This is a genomic window from Streptomyces sp. NBC_00090, assembly GCF_045160815.1.
GTDB lineage: Bacteria > Actinomycetota > Actinomycetes > Streptomycetales > Streptomycetaceae > Streptomyces.
In genome coordinates, this window is sequence record NZ_CP108224.1 from 8,927,875 (window position 1) to 8,949,001 (window position 21,127).

Here is a 21,127-nt window from a genome sequence, read left to right on the forward strand (position 1 = left end):
GTACGCGACGGGGCACGGGCGCGCGGAGACGCGCCGGCATGCGGCCGTGCGACGGGATGTCACGGAACGCGCGGACCCACGCGGGGCGGGGTCAGGCGCTGACGGAAGGACAGATGGCCGAGGAGGTACGGCAGAAGTCGACGTGCCGACGGCAGACCAGCGGCGCACCCGCCGGGACGGGGTCGCGCGTCGCCGCGATCGATGCGTGCACGTGCGCCTCCCCTCTGGTCCGGTCCCGTTCCGTCCCGTCCATGCGGGAAAGAACGTCTCACCTTAGGCAGGCGCCCTTCCGCACTGTCAAGGCCGTCCCGGCAGGTGAGAGCGCCAGCGACCCACCGGGGGAGGGGAGTTGGCCCGGGCGGGGAGCGCGGCGGGGAGCGGCCCCGGGGGGTGGCGGGAGCGGACCGGGGGCGGGGAGTCAGCCCCTAGCGATGGCGGGGAGTCAGGCCGAGCGAGGGTGGGGGTGGGGAGTGGAGCCGAGGGTGGTGGGGCCGTGGCCGGGCGTTGCGTCAGCCGCCGGTCTGACCGAACATGCGCCCACAGAAGGAGGCGCCGCCCCATCCGCCCCCTCTAGCGTGCCCGCATGACCCGACTCACCCGGGCGGCCGCGGCCGCTCTGCTCGCCTGCGCCCTCGCCTTACCCGGAGCCCTCGCCACGGCGAGCCCGTCCCTCGCGGCGCCGATCACCGCCGCTCCTCCGATCACCGCCGCTCCTCCGATCACCGCCGCTCCTCCGATCACCGCCGCTCCTCCGATCGCCGCCGCCCCGGTCGCGGCAGCGCCCGCCGCGCCGGTCGGCGCGGGAGCCGCGCTGCCCGCGCCCACCGGGCCGTACTCCCTCGGCACCACGGTCCTGCCGCTCGTCGACCGGTCCCGCACCGACCCCTGGGTCCCGACCGCCGCCGGGCGCGAACTGATGGTCACCCTGCACTACCCGGCCGCGCGCTCCGGGGACGGCCGCCCCGCCCCGTACGCCACCGGCGAGGAGGCCCGCCTCCTGACCGAGGCGCTCGGGATCGGCGGCGTCGTCCCGGGCGAGGCGCTCGCCCGGATGCGCACCCACGGCAGGACCGACGCCCGCCCCGCACCCGGCCGGTATCCCCTCGTCCTGCTCTCGCCCGGATTCGGCGGCTCGCGCTGGACGCTCACCCACCTCGCCGAGGACCTCGCCTCGCGCGGCTACGTCGTCGCCTCCGTCGACCACGCCTACGAGTCGTACGGCATCTCCGTCCCCGGGGGCCGGACCCTCACCTGCGTCGCCTGCACGGCGCTCGACGAGGGCGGCGTCCACGCGAGCGTGGTGACCGCGACCCGCGCCGCCGACATGCGCTTCGTCCTCGACCGGCTCACCGGACCCCGGCCCGCCTGGCGCCACGCCCGCGTCATCGACGCACGCCGCGTCGGCATGGCGGGCCACTCGATCGGCGGGGCGAGCGCGGCCACGGCCATGGCGGCGGACCCGCGCATCGACGCCGGGGTCAACATGGACGGCGCCTTCTGGGAGGACCTGCCGGCGGAGGGTCTGCGCGGCCGCCCGTTCCTGATGCTCGGCACCCACGACGGCATGCACCTGCCCGGTGGGCAGGACGCCAGCTGGGACCGTACGTGGCCCGCGCTCGACGGCTGGAAGCGGTGGATCACCGTGGCCGGCGCGGAGCACTTCACCTTCTCCGACTACCCCGTGATCCAGAGCCGGTTCGGGCTGCCCCAGCCGGCGCTCTCCGCCGACCGGGCGGTCGCCGTCACCCGGACGTACGTGGCCGGCTTCTTCGACAGGCACCTGCGCGGACTCCCGCGGCCCCTGCTCGACGGACCGACGCCGGACAACCCGGAGGTCCACTTCCAGCACCGCTGACCGACCCGCAGGGGGCCACCGGAGTCCGCCGGGGCGGCCGTCGCGATCAGGAGTGGTACGGGGTGTTCTCCTCCGCCCAGTCGGCCAGCGCCCGCGCGCACTCGGCGACCGAATCGCGCCAGGTACGGGCCGCACCGTCCCCCGCCTCGTCGCTGACGTGCTTCACGATCCGCAGCGGCAGCCCGGCGAGCTCCGCGGCCGTGGCCAGCGCGTAGCCCTCCATGTCGACGAGCGCCGCCCGCTCCGCGAGCCGGACGCGGGAGGCCTCGTCCGAGATGAACGAGTCCCCGGTGGCCAGCACCACGTCACCGCCGTCCGCCAGCGTCAGCGGCGCCCCGTACGTCTCACCGGTCAGCGTGGCGAGGAGCTCGCCGTCGAGGTCGTGCTGGAGCACGGTGCCGACGACGTGCGTCCCGGTCCAACCGGGGCGCAGCGCCCCGGCCGTCCCCAGGTTCACGATCCCGGACGGCCGCGGGCCCCGGCCGAGCGCCGTCGCGAGGGCGGTCGCCGCGTTCACCTTGCCCATGCCGGTGAGCAGCACCGGCAGATCCGTGTCCAGGAACTGCGCCTCCTCCTTGACGGCGAGGACGAGCAGGGGACGGCCGACGGTGATCTCTCCCAAGAGTTCCATGGGGGTCACGCTAGTTCGCGGCCCCGCCCGCCGTGCAACCGGGCCGGACCCTCACCCCAGGGAGAGCCCCCGCTCCGCCAATGCCTCGCCCAGCACCCGCAGCGCCTTCGGCCCCACCCCGTGCAGGGCGGCGAGCTCGGCGGCGGGTACGTCGGCGAGCTGGGCGAGCCGGGTGTATCCGGCCGCGACCAGGGCGCGGGTCGCGGGGGCGCCGATGCCCCGCGGGAAGTCGGTCTCGGGACGGTCTGATCCAAGGGCCATGGGCCGATCGTGCCACGCGCCGGACCGGCGTTCACGACGGACGGCCCGCCGCCGTCAGACCGGCAGCAGGCGGCCGATCAGCGCCCCGAGCTGGCGGGCGTTGCGGCACGGGCGCATGTCCACGACCTCGGCGTAGGCCGGGGCCTCCGAGTCGCCGGTGCCCCACAGCGAGGGCTGTTCGGGGTTGAGCCAGTGGACCCGGCGCGCCCGGCCCGCGACCCGTTTCAGCGCCGCCAGGTTGGGGTCCGCGCGGTTGGTCCGGCCGTCCCCGAGGACGAAGAGCACGGTGCGCGGGCCCACGGCGTCCGCGTACCGGTCGGCGAACTCCCCGAGCGCCGTCCCGTAGTCGCTCTGCCCGTGCCACCCGGTCAGCTCGGCCTCCGCGAGGATGCGGTCGCCGAGCCCCGCCGGGTCCGCCGCGCCCCGCGCGATCAGTCCTGTCACCTCGTCGACCCGATTGACGAACGCGAACACCCGGACCCGGCTGAACTGGTCGTGGAGCGCCTGCACCAGCAACATCGTGAACTGCGCGAAACCCGCCACGGATCCCGAGACGTCGCACAGCAGCACGAGCTCCGGACGCGCCGGGCGGCGCCGCCGCAGCACCGGACGGACCGGTACGCCTCCGGTCGACAGCGAGCGGCGGAGCGTCCGCCGCAGGTCGATCTCCCCGCGTGCCGCCCGCCGCCGCCGGGCCGCCAGTCGGGTGGCCAGCTTCCGCGCCAGCGGCCGTACCGTACGCCGCAGCTCGTCCAGCTGCGCCCGCCCGGCGAGGAGGAAGTCCACCCTGTCCGCCGTCCCCGCGACCGCCCGCCGCGCGACCCGGTCCCGGCCCTGCCGTTCGGCGACCCGCCGCCGGGCCTCGGTGCGCACCCGCTCGCGGAAGGCCTCGATCCGCCGCCGGATCTCGTCGTCGAGGAGCCGGTCGGCGAACTCGGGCTCCTCGCTCCGTTCCGCCGCCCGCACCCGGGCGAGCAGGGTCTCGGGGCGCAGTCGGGAGAGGGTCTGGTACGAGGACCAGCCGTCCGAATCGGAGCCGGAGCCGTAGCCGCCGAAGCCGGCCACCGCCTCGGCGGCCAGCCGGCTCAGAGCGGCCCCGTCGTCGGCGGCGAGCGCGGCGGCCAGCCGGTCCCGGAGCCCCGCGAGGTCGGTGGCGGCGCCTTCGGGCCCGGTCCGCCCGCCGCCATCGAGCGGGAAGTACAGGTCGAAGACCCGGTCGAACACCGGGCGCTGCCGCTCCCCGTGGAGCAGCGTCGCCGCCAGCGCCTCCCGCACCCGCTCCCGGTCGGTGAAGCCGACCGCCTCAAGGGCGTGGGCGGCGTCCACGGTCTCGCCGGTCCCGATCCCGAACCCGTGGTCGCGCAGCGCCCCCACGAGAGAGGTGAGCCGCTCCGCGGTCCCGGCCGAAGCGGCCGTCCCGTCGGCCGTGCCGTCTCCCGTCCCGGCGGCGGTCCCGGCGGTCCCATCAGGGGTCCCGGCCGTCCCGGCCGTCCCGGCCGTCCCGGTCCCGGTCCCGGTCCCGGTCCCGGTCGTGCCGGTCGGGCTCACACCGTGTCCAGGTCGAGCTTGGCCGCGGCCTTCACGATGTCCTCCTGGTGCTTGAGGAGGACCCCGAGGCTGTCCCGGACCACCCGCTCGTCCAGCCGGTCCGCGCCGAGCGCGAGGAGGGTGCGGGCCCAGTCGATCGTCTCCGACACGGACGGCACCTTGCGCAGGTCCATGGCCCGCAGTGCCCCCACGACCCGTACGACGGACGCGGCGAGGGCTGCGTCGAGCCCCGGCACCTTCAGGGTGACGATCCGGCGCTCCAGCTCCTCCTCGGGGAAGCCGATGTGCAGGAAGAGACACCGCCGCCGCAGGGCCTCGGACAGTTCGCGGCTCGCGTTCGAGGTGAGGACGACGAACGGCCGCCGCGCCGCCGTGATCGTGCCGAGCTCCGGGACGGTCACCTGGAAGTCGCCGAGGACCTCCAGGAGCAGGCCTTCCACCTCGACGTCCGCCTTGTCGGTCTCGTCGATCAGGAGGACGGTCGGCTCCTCGGACCGGATGGCGGTGAGCAGCGGCCGGGCGAGCAGGAACTCCTCGGAGAAGATGTCCGTCCGCGTCTCGTCCCAGGACTCGCCGCGGCCGGCCGTGATGCGCAGCAGCTGCTTGGCGTGGTTCCACTCGTACAGCGCGCGGGACTCGTCGACGCCCTCGTAGCACTGGAGCCGGACGAGTCGTGCGCCCGTCACCTCGGTGACGGCCTTGGCGAGCTCCGTCTTGCCGACGCCGGCGGGGCCCTCGACGAGGAGGGGCTTGCCGAGCCGGTCGGCGAGGAAGACGGTGGTGGCGACGGCCTGCGACGCCAGGTAGCCGGTCGTGGCGAGCCGCTCGGCGACATCGTCCACGGAGCTGAAGAATCCGTTCGTCATAGCTGTCCCCCCGGGGAGCGGAAACTCTTACTGGCCAGTAGCCTCGGTGGTACTCGATCAGATCCGGGAGCGCCGCACAACCGTCCCGCGCGAGGTCCGTGCGCGGGACGCGGCCCGCCGGTGCAATGAGGGGACCGGGTGCGCCGCCCGGCGAGCCGCGCGGCGGTGGAGGTGTCGTGGCGGAACGGGACGAGGCCCTCCTGGACAGGGTGCGGGCCATGGAGCGGGCGATCGGCGAGATCGGCACGACGCTCGACGAGACGAGCACCTGCCGGGAGCTCGCCGGCTTCCTCGCGCGACTGCTGGGCGGTTCCGTGGCGGTCGACCTCTTCGCCTGGCAGGGCGGCCCTGCGCGCCGCGCCGCGGCGGCCGGACCGGTGGGCACGGGCAGAGGCATGTCTCCGGAGCCGTACGGGCCCCACACCACCCCTGACAGCGCCCCCGCCCCCGCCATCGGACCCGCCCCCGCGATCGGACCTGGCGCCGCCCCCGCCCCTGCCATCGGACCCGGCGCCGCCCCCGGTCCCGAAGGCGCCGAACCGGGCCCCGCGCACGTCCTCACCGCCCCGCTCGCCGTCGACGACGAGAAACCCCTCGGAGAGGTCACCGCGGCCCGTACCGGCCGGGCCCCTTTCACCGTCGACGAGGCCGCCGTCCTGCGGCACGCCGCGCGGCTCGCCGCCCGGCACATCGGCCACGCGCGCCGTCTCGCCGCCACCGAGGACACCGCGCTCCACCTCCAGCGGGCCCTCGTCGCCGAGCCCGGCAGGCCGCACCCGAACCTGGAGATCGCGGGCGGCTATCTGCCCGCCGGCCCCCGCGCCCTCGTCGGCGGCGACTGGTTCGAGACGGTACGGCTCCACTTCGGCCGCACGCTCCTCGTCGTCGGCGACGTGATGGGGCACGGCCTGGACGCGGCCGTCGACATGAACGCCTACCGCACCGTGCTCCGCGAGGTCGCCGCCACGGACCTGCCACCGCACCGGGTCCTGCGCCACCTCGACTCGGTGGTCGCCGAGGACGACGCCCGCCGCCCCGCCACCTGTCTGCTCGTCCGGGTCGACCCGGCCCGCGGCGCCGCCACCTTCGCCAGCGCCGGGCACCTGCCGCCCGCCGTGTTCGGGGCCGACGGATCGGCCGAGCTGGTCGACCTCCCGGTGGGTCCGCCGCTGGGCACGGGCGTCGGCGGCTACGAACCGACCACGCGCCCGCTCACCCCCGCCGAGACCCTGCTGCTCTTCACCGACGGCCTCGTCGAGCGCCGGAGCGAGGACATCGACGTGTCGCTGGCCCGCCTCGCCGCGCTCCGGCTCCCACCGGACCCGGGTCCCGGGCAGGTCGTCGACGAGGTGCTCCGCCGCCTCGGCGCCCACCGGGCCGAGGACGACGTGGCCGTCCTGGCGGCCCGCGTCCGCGCACGTCACACGACGTGACACCACGTCACTCCCTCCCCACGAACCGTCGTGACACACGGTCACACCGGCCGGTTCCCGGCCTGTTTCCCACCTGCGCGGGAGTTCTTTCGCCAGGACGCTTGTGCACGGCCCCGACGCCCGGCACGCTCCTCGGTATGAACACGGCCAGGCATGCCAGTGAACGTCTGATGAGCTGGCCCTCGCTGACCCCCGGCCGCGCCCATTGCGGCGCCGAGCTCGGTCTGGGCACCGCGACAGAAGAAATCGTGCATTTCCACGGGGAACACGAGGCCGACGTCCACCTCACCCGCGCCATGGTCGCCAAACTCCGCCCCGCCCTCCTCGGGTCGAGCGCGGTACGGCTCCGTGCCGGATCAGGGTGGGTGACGGTCCGTCTGGACATGGGCTCGGACATCGACCTGCTCGCCACCCTGGTGAGCGCGGCCCTCCAGGCCAACGGTGTCCCCGACGTCGCCCCGGACGGCTGCACCCGCACCCGCCCGGTCCCCGGCATCCGCTGAACCCGGACCTCCGCGCGCGTGCCCGCCGGGCCATGCCCTACGCGCGCGTGCCCGCCGGGCCATGCCCTACGCGCGCGTGCCCGCCGGGCCGGGCTTACGGGTGCCCACCGGGCCTGGCTCAGGTGTGCCCACCGGGCCCGGCCCACGTGGGCCCGCCGGGCCGGACTTACGCGCGCGTGCCCCCGGAATCCTCCACCGGCATCGGGAACAGCATGCACGTGCTGGTCGCGTGAGCGAGCAGGCGGTCCTCGGAGTCGTACAGCCCCGCCTCCGCCAGCGCGGTGCGGCGTCCGCGCGACAGCACCGTGCCGATGGCCCGCACCTTGCCCGTGTCCATCGTGATCGGGCGGAGGAAGCGGGTCGACAGGTCGAGCGAGGTGTACGCCGTGCCCCGCGGGAGCGTGGAGTGCACCGCGCAGCCGGCGGCCGAGTCGAGCAGGGTCGCGTACACCCCGCCGTGCACGCTCCCGATCGGGTTGTAGTGCTCCTCACCCGGCTCCAGGGCGAACACCGCCCGACCGTCCTCGACCTCCTCGAGGGTGAAGCCGAGCAGCGCGGCGATCGGGGGCCCGGGCAACCGCCCGGCCACCATCTCGCGCAGGAAGTCCAGCCCCGCCATCGTCCCCGCGGCCCGGGCGCTGGCCCCGGCGTCCTGCCACTCGACCGTCCGTGACCGCACCGTCACCACTCCGCCTTCGCTCGAACTGCTGGCTCTGTACGGCGAAGCTAGCCCGGGCGTCAGCTGACTGTCAACGACGCAGCCAGGTGGCTAGAGTGTGACGATGAAGTGGCTGGAGACGGACACGGAGAACTGCTCGGTCCGCCGGACCCTGGACCTCGTGGGCGAGAAGTGGAGCCTGCTCATCCTGCGCGACGCCTTCAACGGGGTCCGCCGTTACGACGAGTTCCGGCGCCATCTCGGCCTCTCCGAGGCCGTCCTCGCCGACCGTCTCCGCAAGCTCGTCTCGGCCGGCGTCCTGCGTGCCGAGCCCTACCGCGAACCCGGCGCGCGCACGCGGTACGAGTACCGGCTCACCCCCAAGGGCGTCGACCTCTGGCCCGTACTCCTCGCCCTCAAGCAGTGGGGCGACACGCACACAGGCGATCCCGAGGGCCCCGTCCTCGACATCCGGCACACCGACTGCGGGGCGCCCGTCCGCGTGGTCGTCCAGTGCGAGGGCGAGGAGCGGGCCACCCTCGCCGCCCGGGACGTGACCCTCCGCCCCGGCCCCGGAGCCCGCCCGCTCACCCGCTGACGCCACGGCCCCGCCAGGACCTGTCCGGTCCCACGGCTGGGCGCAGGGGCAGGTCAGCCGGTGGGCGTGATCGCGGCAAGGCCCTTGCGCAGGTCCTCCGCGTCCATGACCGGCGAGTAATGGATCTCGGCGCCGAGCTGGAGGAAGAAGGGCTCCGAGATCTTCGGCATCTGCGACGGGTCGGCCAGGTCGAAGAACAGATAGGCCGTCCGACAGCCGTCCTCCGCGCCGAAGTAGGCGGCTTCGGGGCGGAGCTCCGACAGCGCCTTCTCCATGATCTTCTGCAACGTGCCCTGTCTGATGGCCTCGTTGGAGGCCGGTGTGTCCATCTGGACCTTCAGCAGCATGCGCATGACGCCGCCTCTCCCGACCGGGCAGGCGCCCCGTGCAGTACGCCCTCGACACCCGGACGTGCTCAGTTCCAGCGTCCCCCTTCTCCTCGGGCGGGACCACTCGGCACCCGTTCGGCGGCACATCGGAGGGTCCCGCCTCCCGGGCGGGTACCCCACGAACCATGCCCCCCAATCCCGGTCCGCCGCACGACGGTCCCCCGACCGAGCAAGGCCACTGGTTCCACCGGCTCCACACCCGCGTTCTCACCTCGCCGGTCGGTCTCGCGTGGAACCGCGGCCGCGCCATGGAACTCATGCACCGCGCCATGGGTTTCGCGGCGCTCAGCCTGCTCACCCTCGTCCCCCTGCTCATCGTCGTCGCCGCGGCCGACCTCGCCAGCGGTCAGGGCTTCGCCCGCTGGCTCGTCCAGGGTCTCGGCGTCTCCGAGGTCTCGGAGGAGGAGGTCGAGCGGCTCTTCGGGCAGCCGGGGCAGGCCCTGCAGCGCACCACCGCCTTCGGTCTCGCCGCCCTCGCCGCGTTCGGCGTCACCTTCGGGTCCGCCGTCCAGACCGGGTACGAGCGGGCCTGGGACCTCCCCACCGCCCGCTGGCACACCATGTGGCGGCACGTCGTCTGGCTCGCCGTCCTCGTCGCCGCCCTGCTCCTCTTCGTCGCCACGCCCGTCCCCGAGGAGTCCCCGGCCTCGACCACCGTCTTCGTCGCCGTCGCCGACCTCATCGGCACCTTCCTCTTCTTCTGGTGGTCGCAGCGGTTCCTCCTCTGCGGCCGCATCCGCTGGCGCGCCCTCGCCCCCGGCGCCGCCCTCACCGCGCTCGGCCTCCTGGGGCTGCGGATCTTCTCCCAGCTCGTCTTCTCCCCGCTCATCGCCTCGAACGCGGTCACGTACGGCCAGTTCGGCACCGTCCTCGTCCTCCAGTCCTGGCTCGTCGGCGTCGGTTTCGTCGTGTACGGAGGCGCCCTCGTCGGGCGCCTCGTCCACGAGAGCCTCGTCCGCCGCCGCCTGAGCCGCGACCGCCCGGTCGGCGCGTGACGCGGGCCGGTCCCTACTGGTCCCTGCGCCGCACCGCCAGCACCGTCACCACGGCCGCGCCCAGCGCCCACAGCCCGTACACCAGCCAAGCGCCGCCCGCCGTCCACGGGTACGGCTCCTCGGGCGATCCCACCGGCACCAGCCGCTGCCACGCGTGGTACGGCGTCGCATGGGCCAGCACGGCGGTGAGGTGGCGCCGGTCGGAGAGCACCGCCGGCAGCAGCAGGAGCAGCACCACCGAGCCGACGATCGAGATCGCGCTCTGCCGCAGCAGCGCGCCGAGCGCCATCCCGACCAGCGCGCAGACCGGAGCGAGCAGCGCGGACGCGACGACGATCCGCAACGCCCCCGGATGCGTGAGGGGCAGACCGGCGCCCCGTAGGTCCAGAAGCGCCTGCGTCGACCAGAACGAACCGGCCGCGACCACCGCCCCGAACGCGGTCTGCGTGGCCGCCACGACCAGCACCTTCGCGGCCATCAACGAGCCGCGCGCCGGCACCGCCGCGAACGTCGTGCGGATCATCCCGCTGCCGTACTCGCCGACCACCGTCATCGCACCCATCGCGGCGGTGCAGAGGATCAGCACCATCGACGCGTTCCCCGTGAACACGAACCACAACGCCATGTCGTTCCGCACGAAGTCGGCCCGGCTCTGCGCGTCGTACTGGAACCAGTAGCGGTAGTGGTCCCAGGCGGTTCCGGCGTTGAAGGCGACCACGGCCAGCGCGCTCAGCAGGAGCGACCAGCCTGTCGACCGCAGCGACCACAGCTTCAGCCACTCCGACGCCACCAGGTCGCGGAAGCGGGCGCGGGGCTCCAGCACGGGAGCCACACGAAGGTCGAGGGTGGTCATCGGGCGTCTCCCGCAAGGTATTCGACACTGTCGGCGGTCAGTTCCATGAACGCCTCCTCCAGGGAGGCCGTACGGGTGGTCAGCTGGTCCAGCAGCACCCGGTGCTCCAGCGCGAGTTCACCGATCCGCGCGGCGGGGAGCCCTGTCACCGTCAGCAGCCCGGCCTCCTCCTGGACCTCCGCACCCTCCGTCAGCAGCAGCGCCGTAAGCCCCGCCCGGTCCGGCGTCCCGACGGTGACGCTCAGCCGGGTCCCGCGCGCCGCGAACGCCGCCAGGCTCTCCGCCGCGATCAGCTCACCCCGGCCGATCACGACCAGTTCGTCCGCGGTGTGCTCCATCTCGGTCATCAGATGGCTGGAGACGAAGACCGTGCGGCCCTCAGCCGCCAGCCGCCGGAACAGCCCCCGCACCCACTTCACGCCCTCCGGGTCGAGCCCGTTCAGCGGCTCGTCGAACAGCAGCACCGGCGGGTCGCCGAGCAGCGCGCCCGCGATCCCGAGCCGTTGCCGCATCCCGAGGGAGTACCCGCCGATCCGCCGCCGCGCCGCCCCCGCAAGACCGACCTCCTCCAGGACCTCGTCGACCCGGGAGAGCGGGATGCGGTTGCCGCGCGCCAGGACCGCCAGGTGCGAGCGGGCGGTCCGTCCGCCGTGCACGTCACCGGCGTCGAGGAGCGCGCCGACGTGCCGGAGCCCGCGCGGCCGGTCGGTGAAGGGCCGCCCGTCGACCGTCACCGAGCCGCTCGTCGGCGTGTGCAGCCCCAGGACCATCCGCAGAGTCGTGCTCTTCCCCGATCCGTTGGGCCCGAGGAAGCCGGTCACGAGGCCCGGCCGGACCGTGAACGTGAGCGCGTCGACGGCGGTCGTGGAGCCGTAGCGCTTGGTGAGTTCCCTGACTTCGATCATGTGCACCACCGTGCCGCCCGGGGCCCTCACCGGGCATCGGACCAGCACGGACAATCAGCGGGCCGCGCTGTCACCCGTGGGTGTACATCCCCGGTCCGATGCCCCCGCCGGGAGCGGCCCTCTACGATCACCGCATGTCCGCCACCCCGTCAGCACCCTTCTTCAAGAGGCTCCCGCCCGGTGGATGGGCCGCCGTCGCCTGGGGCGCGGGCATCGCCTTCACCGCCCTCCTCCGGATCCGTGTGCCCGGCCAGGAGGGGCCGGACGTCCTGCCCGGCTTCGTCATCCTGCGCTGGGACGGCCTCTGCATGCTGGCCGTCGGCACTCTCCTCACCCTGCGCGGCAGCGCGCTTCTCGCCCGCCGCCCGACCGCCGCCCTTCACCACCTCCTCGTCGCCTCGGTCATCGCGTCCACCCCCCTCGGCGTCACCGCCATACCCTTCGCCCAGTACCTCGCGGTCGACGTCGCCCTCTACGCCATCGCCGCGGCCCGCCCCCGCCGCGAGGCCTGGCGGGCACTCCTGCTCGCCCTCGGCCTGCTCGTCGTGTACCTGGCGGTTCGGCTGCTCGCCGGCTGGAGCGCCGGCACCACGAGCGGGCTGGCCGTGGCCCTGACCGCCCTCGTGGCCTGGCTCCTCGGCCGCTCGGAAGGGCAGGCCCGGGAGTACGCCGAGCAGAGTCGCGCCCAGGTCGCCGAGCAGGCCGTCACGGCCGAGCGGCTCCGCATCGCCCGCGAGATGCACGACACGGTCGCGCACAGCATCGGCATCGTGGCGCTCCAGGCGGGGGCGGCCCGGCGCGTCATCGACACACAGCCCGAGGGCGCCCGGCAGGCCCTCGCGGAGATCGAGACGGCGAGCCGCGAGACGCTGGCGGGACTGCGCCGCATGCTCGGCGCCCTGCGCACGGCGGATCAGGCCGACGCGACCTTCGCCGACCGTACGGAGGAGGCGTTCCGTACGGAGACGGCGGTGGAGACGGCGATGGACACGGCGGCGCGCGGCGAATCGGCGCTCGGCACCGGGACCGCGGGCGGCCGCGCCACCGAGCAGCCCGGCCCCGCCCGGCCGCGCGGCCTCCCCGAGATGCCCGGCCTCGCCGCACTCGACCGGCTCGCCGAGGCCACGGGTGCCGCCGGAGTCCGCGTCGCGGTCCGCCGCGTCGGCGCCCCGCTCCCGCTTCCCCCGGACATCGACCTCTCCGCCTTCCGCCTCGTCCAGGAGTCCGTCACCAACGTCGTACGCCACTCCGGCGCCGACGCGTGCACGGTGACCGTCGACCAGCGGGACCCCGAGGCCGTCGCCCTCACGGTCGAGGACCCCGGCCCGGCCCCCGGCAGGGAGCGCGAACGCCCCGGCGGAGGCACCGGATACGGACTCGTCGGCATGCGCGAGCGGGTCGGTCTGCTGCACGGAGAGTTCGCCGCCGGACCCCGCCCCGGCGGCGGCTTCCGCGTCACCGCCCGCCTTCCCCTTCCCACCCTTCCCACAGGAGCCACCACCCGATGAACGAGACCACCGCCGCGCGGCCCGACGGCGTCGTCCGTGTCCTCCTCGCCGACGACCAGCCCCTCGTCCGCACCGCGCTCCGGATGGTCATGGCGGACACCGCCGATCTCCTCGTGGTCGGCGAGGCCGCGAACGGCGCCGAGGCCGTCCGTCTCGTCGAGGCGACCGGCGCCGACGTCGTCGTCATGGACCTGCGCATGCCCGGCACCGACGGGATCGAGGCCACCCGCCTCGTCACCGCGGGCCCCACCGGCGCCCGGGTCGTCGTCCTCACGACCTTCGACGACGACGACCACGTGTACGGAGCGCTGCACGCCGGGGCCTCCGGCTTCCTCGTCAAGGACATGGCGCTCGACGACATCCTCGCCGCCGTCCGGGTCGTCGCATCCGGCGACGCCCTCATAGCCCCCAGCGTCACCCGGCGCCTCATCAAGGAGTTCACCGACCGTCCCCGACCGGCGGCGGCCGCACCCCGCCGGGGCGCCGAGGGCATCACCGACCGCGAGAGGGAGGTCCTCACCCTCGTCGGCCGCGGTCTGTCCAACACCGAGGTCGCCGCGGAACTCCACATCAGCATCGCCACCGCGAAGACCTACGTGACCCGGCTGCTCGCCAAACTCGACGCCCGCGACCGCGTGCAGCTGGTGATCATCGCGTACGAGGCGGGCCTCGTCTCAGCGGCGTGAGCCGACCGACCCCGCGGCCCCGGCTGACCACCCCGCGGACCCGGTGACCGCGCGACCACCCCGCCGGCCCCGCCGGCAGCGGTGATCACACGATCCGGTGATCTCCCTGTCACCGGCCGGGCGGCGGCCCCGGGGCCGATTGGATGGGGACGTCCCATCGGCCCGTCGAAAGAGAGCCGCCCATGGCGAGCATCTGGCTGCCACCCGTCGAGTACGTAGCGACCCTGCCGAGAGCGACGGCGTACGCCTGCCTCTACTTCACGGACACGGGCGGCCGCCCGTTCCAGCTCCGCGCCACGTACCGCACCGAGCTCTGGCAGTGGCCCGGCGGGAACATGGACCCGGGAGAGACGCCCTGGCAGACGGCCGTGCGGGAGTGCCACGAGGAGACCGGGATCGTCTTCACCGGGGAACCGCGCCTGCTCGGCACCCACTTCGTCACCGACCGGGGCGAGGACTGGCCGGCCAACCACATCGGCTTCATCTTCGACGGCGGCGAGCTGACGGACGAGCAGATCGCCGCCGTCGTCCTCGACCCCCAGGAGCACAGCGCGTACAGCCTGCGCACGCTGGAGGAGTGGGAGCGCGAGATGGAGCCGAGAGAGTTCGAGCGCCTCGCCGAGATCGACCGGGCCCGCAGGACCGGGTCGACCGTATACGTGGAGACCGGTCACGCCACGGGCTGAACGCGGGGGTGGGGCCGTCCGGGGGGACGGCCCCACCCTCTGCTCGCCCGCCCCTGCCGTGACCCCTCAGGTCCGGCAGCCGACCGGGTGGGCGACGTCGACGACGAGACGCTCCGGGGAGTGCAGCCGGAAGGTCTTGTAGGCGGGCTTGGTGTCGAAGGCGGCTCCGATCGTGACCACGCCCTCGAAGTCGCCGGTCAGGGCGATCCCCTTGAGCGTGGGCAGATAGATCTTCAGCAAGCGGGGACCCTGGTAGACGGACCGTCCGGCGTCGTCGTGGGCGGCGGCGGGGGAGAGACCGATCTCCAGGAAGTACTTCCCCGCGAGGGGGACCCGTTGCCCCGAACCGTCGTAGTGCAGCGCGCTCACCTGTCGGACGGTGACCGGGGGCATAGTGCCCCGTACGTCGATCACGATCCGGTCGAAGGTGGCGTGCCCGCCCCAGCGGGCGTTGACGACCTGGGCGATGGTCGGTGGTGTCGAGGCCCGGGCCGGGGCGCTCGACGCGCCTGCCGGGATCGTGGCGCCGATCCCAGCGACGAGGAGCATTCCCGCGGCCGCGGCCGCGAGGGTGTGACGGTGCTGCATGGCGTCCCCCAATTTCTCCTGCTCCGGGGACAGTGGTGTCACTAGGAAAGACAGCCACCACAACCATACGGTTCCACCCGTTCTGGGGTAAAAGTGCGCTATGTGCTGGAGTGCGACGGCCGACCTCTGGGCCGGCCTCGGGATCGGCGCCGTCGGCGTGGCCTCGCTCGCCTCCGTACGCGGCGCGGGGGACGTGCCGCTCGCCGCCCTGCCCCTGCTCCTGGGCGCCCACCAGGTCGTCGAGGCGGCCGTCTGGCGCTCCGGCGGGGGAGCGGGCCCCGCCACCCTCGTATGGGCCGTGATCGCGCTGCCCCTGCTGCCCGTCTGGGTCCCCGCCGGGGTGCTGACCGCGGCCCGCCCCGCCGACGGGCGGCGCCTGCTCGTGCCGCTCGCGGCGGGCCTCGCGACCGCCGGGGTCCTCGCGTACCATCTCGCCACCCGCCCGGTCACCGCCGAGATCCGTGGACACACCCTCGGCTACGTCGTCGACCTGCCGCTCGCGCCCCTGCTCATCGCCGGCTATCTCCTCGCCACCGTCGGGGCGCTGCTCCTGGCCCGCGACCGGATCCTGCGCCTGCTCGGACTCCTGACCGGAGCGGGAGCGGTGGTCTGCGCGCTGCTGTGGAGCACGGAGTTCGTCTCCACCTGGTGCGCCCTCGCCGCTCTCGCCTCGCTGGTTCTCCTCGCGTGGGTCCGGACGTCCGCCCGCTCCGAAGTCGGACGGGTCGGAAGTCGGCCGTAACCCCTCGGCGCCTCAGTAGTTGACCAGGGCATGAAGAAGCGCAGCATGCTCGCCATCGCCTCCCTCGCCGCAGGCGTCGTCACCGCCCTCATCACCCCGCCGCCGCAGGCCAGCGCCGCCGAGAGCCCCCTCGGAGGCGCCACCGGCCTCCTCCAGGAGGACCAGGGCGTCGAGACCGTCACCCAGACGGTCGAGACCGTGCAGGGCGCCGGGGCAGGCCTCCAGGCGCCGAAGACCGGCGGACTGCTCTGACTCCCTCGCCCGGACCGCGGCGACCGGTGCCCCGCACTCCCCCGGGAGGCGCGGGGCACCGGCGCGCCGTGACCCGGGAGGAGGTAGCCCGTGCGCGCGCAGTGCGCGACTAATGACAGGATGTCCCCATGAGCGAAAACGTTTACTTCGACATCACCATCAACGACGAGCCCGCCGGGCGGATCGTGTTCCAGCTGTTCGACGAGGTCGTCCCGAAGACGGCGCAGAACTTCCGCGAGCTCTGCACCGGCGTGCACGGCTTCGGCTACGCGGGCTCCCCGTTCCACCGCGTCATCCCGCAGTTCATGCTGCAGGGCGGCGACTTCACCCGGGGCAACGGCACCGGCGGCAAGAGCATCTACGGCGAGAAGTTCGCGGACGAGAACTTCAAGCTGAAGCACGACCGGCCGTTCCTGCTCTCGATGGCCAACGCCGGCCCGAACAGCAACGGTTCGCAGTTCTTCGTCACCACGATCGTCACCGACTGGCTCGACGGCAAGCACGTCGTCTTCGGCGAGGTCGTCGAGGGCCAGGACCTGGTCAAGAAGATCGAGGGCCTCGGCTCCCGTTCCGGCGCCACCAGCGCCACCATCAAGGTCGCCGAGTCCGGCATCGTCAAGGACGCGGCGGGCGCTTGATCCAGAGGCCGGATCAGCAGCTCTGAGCTCAGCAGCACCGAAGATCAGCAGCACTGATCGGTAGCCTCCGCGGCGTACGAGCCGAGGGCCCGCGGCCCTCGCTCGCCCCGCACGGCGGGGCAGGGGAGTACCGTCCACCCGGACGTGTGGCTCCCCGCCCCGGCCGACGCGGCCCACGAGCCGCAGCCCGCCGCCGTGCAGCGCACCCCAGCGGGCAGCTCACCCCAGCGGTCCGGGGACCCCAGCGGTCCGGGTACCCTCGCGCCGGGGACGGCGCAGGCGCCCGCGAAGCCGCCGGCCCTCAGGCGAAGGCGAACGCGTTCCGCGCCGCCCACGCCGAGAACGGGCGCGGCGCCCGTCCCAGGACCCGCTCCACGTCCGGGCTCACCCGCCGCTCCTCCGCGCTCGGTTCGCCCATCACCGACAGCATGCCGTCGACGGCCTCCTCCGGCAGGAACCGCACCAGCTGGGACCGCGCCTCGGCCGCGCTCTGCGACACGAACCCCACGGGCTCGCCCACCACGTCGGCGAGGGCGCGAACCTGCTCGCGCGGCGACACCGCGGCCGGACCGGTCAGGACGTACGTCCGCCCCGCGTGCGCCGGGTCGCGCAGTGCGGCTGCCGCGACCTCGGCGATGTCCGCGGGATCCACCACGGGCAGCGCCACATCCGCGAACGGGGCGGCGACCGCACGCGCGGAGCGCACCTGATCGGCCCAGAGGTACGCGTTGGAGGCGAAGCCGCCGGGCCGCAGCACCGTCCACTCCAGCCCCGACTCCCGTACCGCCGCCTCGAATGCGCGCAGCGGGGCGTGCGACACGGAATCGGTCCGCGTCCCCACCAGCTGGGAGGACTGGAGAACGATCCTCCGTACGCCGCAGGCCACCGCCGCCGCCACGATCTCGCGCGGCCGCAGGCTGTCGCCGAGGCCCGCGACGAGCAGGTACACGGCCTCGGCACCCTCGAACAGCTCCTTGAGGCCGTCGACGTCGGCCAGGTCGCCCGGCCGGTGGGCCACGCCGGCCGGCAGCCCGTCGGCCGGACGGCGGCTCACCGCCGTGACCTCCTCGCCGGCCGCGGCCAGCGCCTCCACCAGCGGTCGTCCGACATTTCCGGTCGCTCCGGTCACCACGATCACAGCAGTTCCCTTCCCAGGGGTCCGCGGCGGAGCGTTCGTGCTCCGCCGTCTTCGTGACCTCATCCTGGAAGGTGAACTGGCCATCTTCTGGCCAGTTCTGAGAGCGGATCTCCGAGCAGGTCTCCGAGCGGGTCTCCGAACGACCGGCTCGGCTCGTCTCAGCTCGGCTCCGAGCCCTCCTCGCCGTAGCGGCGTTCGAACTTCGCGATCCGTCCCTCGGTGTCCACGGTCCGCGCCTTTCCCGTGAAGAACGGGTGGCTCTCGGAGGAGATCTCCACGTCGATCACCGGGTACGTCTCGCCGTCGTCCCACTCGATGGTCCGGTCGCTGGTCGCGGTGGACCGGGTCAGAAACGCGTACCCGGCCGACCGGTCGCGGAAGACCACGGGTCCGTACTCGGGCTGCTTGTCCTGCTGCACGTGTCCTCCTCGGGCTTCCGCCCTGACTCGTTCGCCCCGACTCGTCCGGCCTCATCGGGCACGGCACCCCCAGCCTCCCCGGGCCGGTGGCGACGGACCAGCGCCACGGGCCCGACCGGGTGACGGCCCGGCCCGGCGGCCCGCCGGCTCGGTCGTCCGGCGCCCGGCGGGAATCCGGCCGAGTGGGACTCCGGCTCAGCGGGACTCCGGCCAGCGGGCCGCGAGCAGCAGCGCGATGTCGTCCGGCCTTGCCGTGGCCTGCCGGGCCTCGCGGATCACTCGGTCCGCCGCCTCCGGCAGGGGCATCGAGCCGGTCGCGGCGAGCGCGTGGCGCAGGCGTTCGATGCCCTCGTCGATGTCCGCGCCGGGCCGCTCGATCAGCCCGTCCGTGAACAGCGCGAGCACAGCCCCGGGAGCGAGCCGCAAGCGGGTCACCGGGTACGAGGCGCGGTCGTCGACGCCCAGCACCACCCCGCCCGCGAGCTCCACCAGCTGCGTCGTCCCGTCCGGGCGCAGCAGCAGCGGCTGCGGGTGCCCGGCCCGTACCGCCCGTACCTCTCCCGTCTCCGGATCGAGCAGGACGTAGCAACAGCTCGCGAACTGGCCGGGATCCAGGTCGATCAGCAGTCGGTTGGTGCCCCGCATCACGTCCTGCGGCCGATGGCCGCCCAGTGCGAACGCCCGCACCGCGCTGCGCAGCTGACCCATCGTGGCCGCGGCGGCCACCCCGTGTCCCTGCACGTCGCCGATGACCAGCGCGAGTCGGCCGTGACCCGTCTCGATCACGTCGTACCAGTCGCCGCCCACGTCCATGCCCTCGGTGCCCGGCAGATAGCGGCCGACCGTCTCCACGCCGTCCCGCACCGGCAGCCGGTGCGGCAGCAACGCGTCCTGGAGCCCGCGCGCGACCGCCGACTCCGTGTCGTACCGCTGGGCCCGGGACAGGGCCTGTGCGATCAGGCCCGCCAGGGCCGTGAGCACGGTCCGCTCCTCCGGGCTGAACGTGCGCGGTCGATCGAAGCCGAGGATGCAGGAGCCGACCGGCCGTCCGGAGGCGATGAGCGGCAAGAAGGCACGCGCACCCGTGTGCGCGTCCAGCGCCAGACCCGGGTACGCGAGGCTCAGCTGCTCCATCGACTCGAAGAACAGCGGCCGGCCGGTCGTCAGCGTATCCACCCCCGGCATCCGGGAGTCCAGCGCGACGCCGTCGAAGGGTTCGAGGAACCCGGTCGGGAAACCCGTCTCCCAGGCCAGGTAGAGGCGCCGCTCGCTGAGCAGGTAGATCGCCAGCTGGCGTCCGCCGAAGGCAGGCAGCAGCTCCTCCGTCACCACGGCCGACACCTGGCGCGCGGTCACCGCCTCCGAGAGCGCGATGGCCAGCGCCACGGGCCGGTACATGGCTGCCACCCGGTCGCTGTGATCCCCCACTCCGTCGTCCACCGCCCGGTCCCGACGGTCTCCTCCTTGGGCCGGACCGGAGGAGGAGGGCCCCGGGCGGTCCGGTGCCGTGTCCGGCGCGGGCCGCGCGGGGTCCTTTGGGAGCCCTGCGGGTTGCTCCTCCGGGACCAGGACCATGGTCACGCCCTCCCGCCCCGGGTGCAGGGAGACCGAGAGCCACCGGCCCCGCTCCGGGCGTGCCAGGAAGCGCACCGGTTCGTCGGAGAGCAGCGCGGCCCGTAGCTGGTCCTCGTGGAAGGGCAGGCCGAACCAGGGCAGCGCCTCCCAGAGCGGCCGCCCCGCGAGCGCGCCGCGCGGGCGGCCGAGCAGCCGCTCCGTGCGCTCGTTGAGGTACGTGATCCGGCCGAGGCGGTCGATCGCCAGGATCGCCCGCGGCAGCCGGTCCGTGGCGTCCGAGCCGATCAGGCCCGTCCCCAGGTCGACGAGCGTGCCCGCGAGTCTCCGGCCGGGCGCCGGGGAGCCTGCCTCGTCCGACCCGTCCGACCCGTCCGACCCGTCCGACCCGTCGGCCTCGCCCGATTCGCCCGAGGTGTCGCGCGCACTTCGCTCGGCTCTGGCGGACACCTCCAGGAGGTGCAGACCGCCGTCCGGCCCCTTCAGTCGGATCCTGCGCACCGTCGGCCGCCCGTTCGCCCCCGTGGCCTGCAGTGCCGCCGCCCAGAGCGCGTACGCGTCCTCCGAGTCCAGCCGCGAGGTCAGTACGTCGATCGAGCAGGGCGAGGTCACCCCGGCCCCGAGGATCTCCCGCAGCCCGCCGTCCACCGTGACCGTGCCCGTGTCCAGGTCCCAGTCGAAGGAACCGAACCGCACCGGCGGCGCGGTCCCGGAGGACAGCTGCACGCATACCGGGTCGCCGGTCCACCGGGCCGCCGTCCCGTGCTCCACCAGCCCTTTCAGCGCCTCACCGAGACGGACGGCCTCGCTCGTCATCCGGCCGCGGTCGCGTGCGCTCACGGCCTCGCCCGGGGTCGGGGCCCGCAGTGCCACGAGTACGCCGAACCGCTCGCGGCCCGCGACCACGGGCGTGTACAGCGAGCTGAAGGGGAAGGGCAGGCTCGCCACGAGCTGAGGGAAGCGCCGCATCGCGTCCTCGACGTCGGCGAGGTGCACGGCCTGACCCGAGCGGTACGCCTCCGCCACCGGGAACGGCCGGTTCTCGTGCATCCGCCACCACGGCCGGAACAACGGTCCCGGGAGCCCCACGAGCACCGCGAGCCGCAGCAGGCCCGGCGTCTCGGAGCGCAGGTACACCCCGCCCGCGTACCCGCCGACGTCCTCGACGGCCCGCAGCGCCGATTCCGCGAGCGCTCGCGTGAGGGCACCCGAAACAGGCCCGTCGGCAGCCCCGTTCCCGGACGGACGCCCGGTACCGCGCGCCGGGCCGGGGCCGGACGTGCCGTGCGAGGTCACACTGCAAGGATGCGCCCGGTACGAAAGGACCCGCATCCCGGACCGGTCCGCCGCGCACCGCGCCCGCCCCTCACGGTGTTGACCGCACGCGCTCGTCCCGTCACACT

General features: G+C 74.2%; 23 protein-coding genes. 11 read left to right on the forward strand and 12 right to left on the reverse strand.

Going from position 1 to position 21,127, the window contains the following annotated elements; genetic code table 11:
* Window positions 1-583 precede the first annotated feature (583 nt).
* The gene (locus OG361_RS39525) at window positions 584-1,855 is read left to right on the forward strand and encodes an alpha/beta hydrolase family protein (RefSeq protein WP_405861509.1); all 1,272 of its coding nucleotides are present in this window, start codon (window positions 584-586) and stop codon (window positions 1,853-1,855) included.
* A 46-nt stretch (window positions 1,856-1,901) separates the two neighbouring features.
* Here OG361_RS39525 and OG361_RS39530 read toward each other — a convergent pair whose 3' ends face one another.
* The 4 genes from OG361_RS39530 to OG361_RS39545 form a co-directional block, all read right to left on the reverse strand.
* A complete protein-coding gene (locus OG361_RS39530) occupies window positions 1,902-2,486 on the reverse strand; it encodes a nucleosidase (protein ID WP_405861511.1) in 585 nt (194 codons plus the stop codon).
* A 51-nt stretch (window positions 2,487-2,537) separates the two neighbouring features.
* Window positions 2,538-2,747 carry a DNA-binding protein gene (locus tag OG361_RS39535; protein WP_405861513.1) on the reverse strand — a complete coding sequence of 70 codons (210 nt, stop codon included), beginning with the start codon at window positions 2,745-2,747 and terminating at the stop codon, window positions 2,538-2,540.
* Window positions 2,748-2,801: 54 nt separating this feature from the next.
* Window positions 2,802-4,121 (reverse strand): VWA domain-containing protein, encoded by a 1,320-nt coding sequence (locus tag OG361_RS39540; RefSeq protein WP_405862684.1) that lies wholly within the window; start codon window positions 4,119-4,121, stop codon window positions 2,802-2,804.
* 170 nt (window positions 4,122-4,291) lie between these two features.
* Complete coding sequence (locus OG361_RS39545; protein WP_384572944.1) at window positions 4,292-5,161, reverse strand: AAA family ATPase; 870 nt, start codon at window positions 5,159-5,161, stop codon at window positions 4,292-4,294.
* Between the two features lie 176 nt (window positions 5,162-5,337).
* Between OG361_RS39545 and OG361_RS39550 the strand changes: the two genes are divergently transcribed.
* A complete protein-coding gene (locus OG361_RS39550; RefSeq protein ID WP_405861515.1) occupies window positions 5,338-6,594 on the forward strand; it encodes a PP2C family protein-serine/threonine phosphatase in 1,257 nt (418 codons plus the stop codon).
* Between the two features lie 137 nt (window positions 6,595-6,731).
* Complete coding sequence (locus tag OG361_RS39555; protein ID WP_384572949.1) at window positions 6,732-7,097, forward strand: luciferase family protein; 366 nt, start codon at window positions 6,732-6,734, stop codon at window positions 7,095-7,097.
* A gap of 166 nt (window positions 7,098-7,263) precedes the next feature.
* Here the strand turns inward: OG361_RS39555 and OG361_RS39560 are convergent, their stop codons facing one another.
* Window positions 7,264-7,782 (reverse strand): PaaI family thioesterase, encoded by a 519-nt coding sequence (locus tag OG361_RS39560; RefSeq protein ID WP_384572952.1) that lies wholly within the window; start codon window positions 7,780-7,782, stop codon window positions 7,264-7,266.
* Window positions 7,783-7,879: 97 nt separating this feature from the next.
* Between OG361_RS39560 and OG361_RS39565 the strand changes: the two genes are divergently transcribed.
* Window positions 7,880-8,353, forward strand: a complete 474-nt coding sequence (locus OG361_RS39565; protein ID WP_384572955.1) for a winged helix-turn-helix transcriptional regulator — start codon at window positions 7,880-7,882, stop codon at window positions 8,351-8,353.
* A gap of 53 nt (window positions 8,354-8,406) precedes the next feature.
* Here the strand turns inward: OG361_RS39565 and OG361_RS39570 are convergent, their stop codons facing one another.
* The gene (locus OG361_RS39570; protein WP_384572957.1) at window positions 8,407-8,706 is read right to left on the reverse strand and encodes a hypothetical protein; all 300 of its coding nucleotides are present in this window, start codon (window positions 8,704-8,706) and stop codon (window positions 8,407-8,409) included.
* A 161-nt stretch (window positions 8,707-8,867) separates the two neighbouring features.
* Here OG361_RS39570 and OG361_RS39575 point away from each other — a divergent pair, with 161 nt between their 5' ends.
* Window positions 8,868-9,737 (forward strand): YhjD/YihY/BrkB family envelope integrity protein, encoded by an 870-nt coding sequence (locus OG361_RS39575; protein ID WP_405861519.1) that lies wholly within the window; start codon window positions 8,868-8,870, stop codon window positions 9,735-9,737.
* A 13-nt stretch (window positions 9,738-9,750) separates the two neighbouring features.
* On the opposite strand, the gene OG361_RS39580 is transcribed toward OG361_RS39575, so the two are convergent.
* Both OG361_RS39580 and OG361_RS39585 read right to left on the reverse strand, forming a co-directional pair.
* Entirely contained in the window at window positions 9,751-10,590 is an 840-nt protein-coding gene (locus tag OG361_RS39580) for an ABC transporter permease (protein ID WP_405861521.1), read from the reverse strand.
* Complete coding sequence (locus tag OG361_RS39585) at window positions 10,587-11,495, reverse strand: ATP-binding cassette domain-containing protein (RefSeq protein WP_384572965.1); 909 nt, start codon at window positions 11,493-11,495, stop codon at window positions 10,587-10,589. The genes OG361_RS39580 and OG361_RS39585 overlap by 4 nt, the downstream gene beginning before the upstream one ends.
* Before the next feature lie 134 nt (window positions 11,496-11,629).
* On the opposite strand from OG361_RS39585, the gene OG361_RS39590 reads away from it, so the two are divergent.
* From OG361_RS39590 to OG361_RS39600, 3 genes are all read left to right on the forward strand, one after another.
* The gene (locus tag OG361_RS39590) at window positions 11,630-13,003 is read left to right on the forward strand and encodes a sensor histidine kinase (RefSeq protein WP_405861523.1); all 1,374 of its coding nucleotides are present in this window, start codon (window positions 11,630-11,632) and stop codon (window positions 13,001-13,003) included.
* Window positions 13,000-13,689 (forward strand): response regulator, encoded by a 690-nt coding sequence (locus OG361_RS39595; protein WP_405861525.1) that lies wholly within the window; start codon window positions 13,000-13,002, stop codon window positions 13,687-13,689. The genes OG361_RS39590 and OG361_RS39595 overlap by 4 nt, the downstream gene beginning before the upstream one ends.
* Before the next feature lie 182 nt (window positions 13,690-13,871).
* Window positions 13,872-14,375 (forward strand): NUDIX domain-containing protein, encoded by a 504-nt coding sequence (locus OG361_RS39600; protein ID WP_405861527.1) that lies wholly within the window; start codon window positions 13,872-13,874, stop codon window positions 14,373-14,375.
* A 66-nt stretch (window positions 14,376-14,441) separates the two neighbouring features.
* Here the strand turns inward: OG361_RS39600 and OG361_RS39605 are convergent, their stop codons facing one another.
* Window positions 14,442-14,963, reverse strand: coding sequence for a hypothetical protein (locus OG361_RS39605; RefSeq protein WP_405861529.1), 522 nt, complete (start codon window positions 14,961-14,963; stop codon window positions 14,442-14,444).
* 100 nt (window positions 14,964-15,063) lie between these two features.
* Between OG361_RS39605 and OG361_RS39610 the strand changes: the two genes are divergently transcribed.
* From OG361_RS39610 to OG361_RS39620, 3 genes are all read left to right on the forward strand, one after another.
* Window positions 15,064-15,705, forward strand: a complete 642-nt coding sequence (locus OG361_RS39610) for a DUF6629 family protein (protein ID WP_405861531.1) — start codon at window positions 15,064-15,066, stop codon at window positions 15,703-15,705.
* Between the two features lie 30 nt (window positions 15,706-15,735).
* Window positions 15,736-15,957, forward strand: coding sequence for a hypothetical protein (locus OG361_RS39615; RefSeq protein WP_384567323.1), 222 nt, complete (start codon window positions 15,736-15,738; stop codon window positions 15,955-15,957).
* Window positions 15,958-16,085: 128 nt separating this feature from the next.
* Window positions 16,086-16,595 (forward strand): peptidylprolyl isomerase, encoded by a 510-nt coding sequence (locus tag OG361_RS39620; protein WP_384567325.1) that lies wholly within the window; start codon window positions 16,086-16,088, stop codon window positions 16,593-16,595.
* 301 nt (window positions 16,596-16,896) lie between these two features.
* On the opposite strand, the gene OG361_RS39625 is transcribed toward OG361_RS39620, so the two are convergent.
* From OG361_RS39625 to OG361_RS39635, 3 genes are all read right to left on the reverse strand, one after another.
* The gene (locus OG361_RS39625; protein ID WP_405861534.1) at window positions 16,897-17,733 is read right to left on the reverse strand and encodes an NAD(P)H-binding protein; all 837 of its coding nucleotides are present in this window, start codon (window positions 17,731-17,733) and stop codon (window positions 16,897-16,899) included.
* A 158-nt stretch (window positions 17,734-17,891) separates the two neighbouring features.
* Complete coding sequence (locus tag OG361_RS39630; protein ID WP_384567331.1) at window positions 17,892-18,152, reverse strand: type B 50S ribosomal protein L31; 261 nt, start codon at window positions 18,150-18,152, stop codon at window positions 17,892-17,894.
* Between the two features lie 195 nt (window positions 18,153-18,347).
* On the reverse strand, window positions 18,348-21,020 hold the full coding sequence (locus tag OG361_RS39635) for a SpoIIE family protein phosphatase (RefSeq protein WP_405861536.1): 2,673 nt from the start codon (window positions 21,018-21,020) through the stop codon (window positions 18,348-18,350).
* Between the last annotated feature and the right edge of the window lie 107 nt (window positions 21,021-21,127).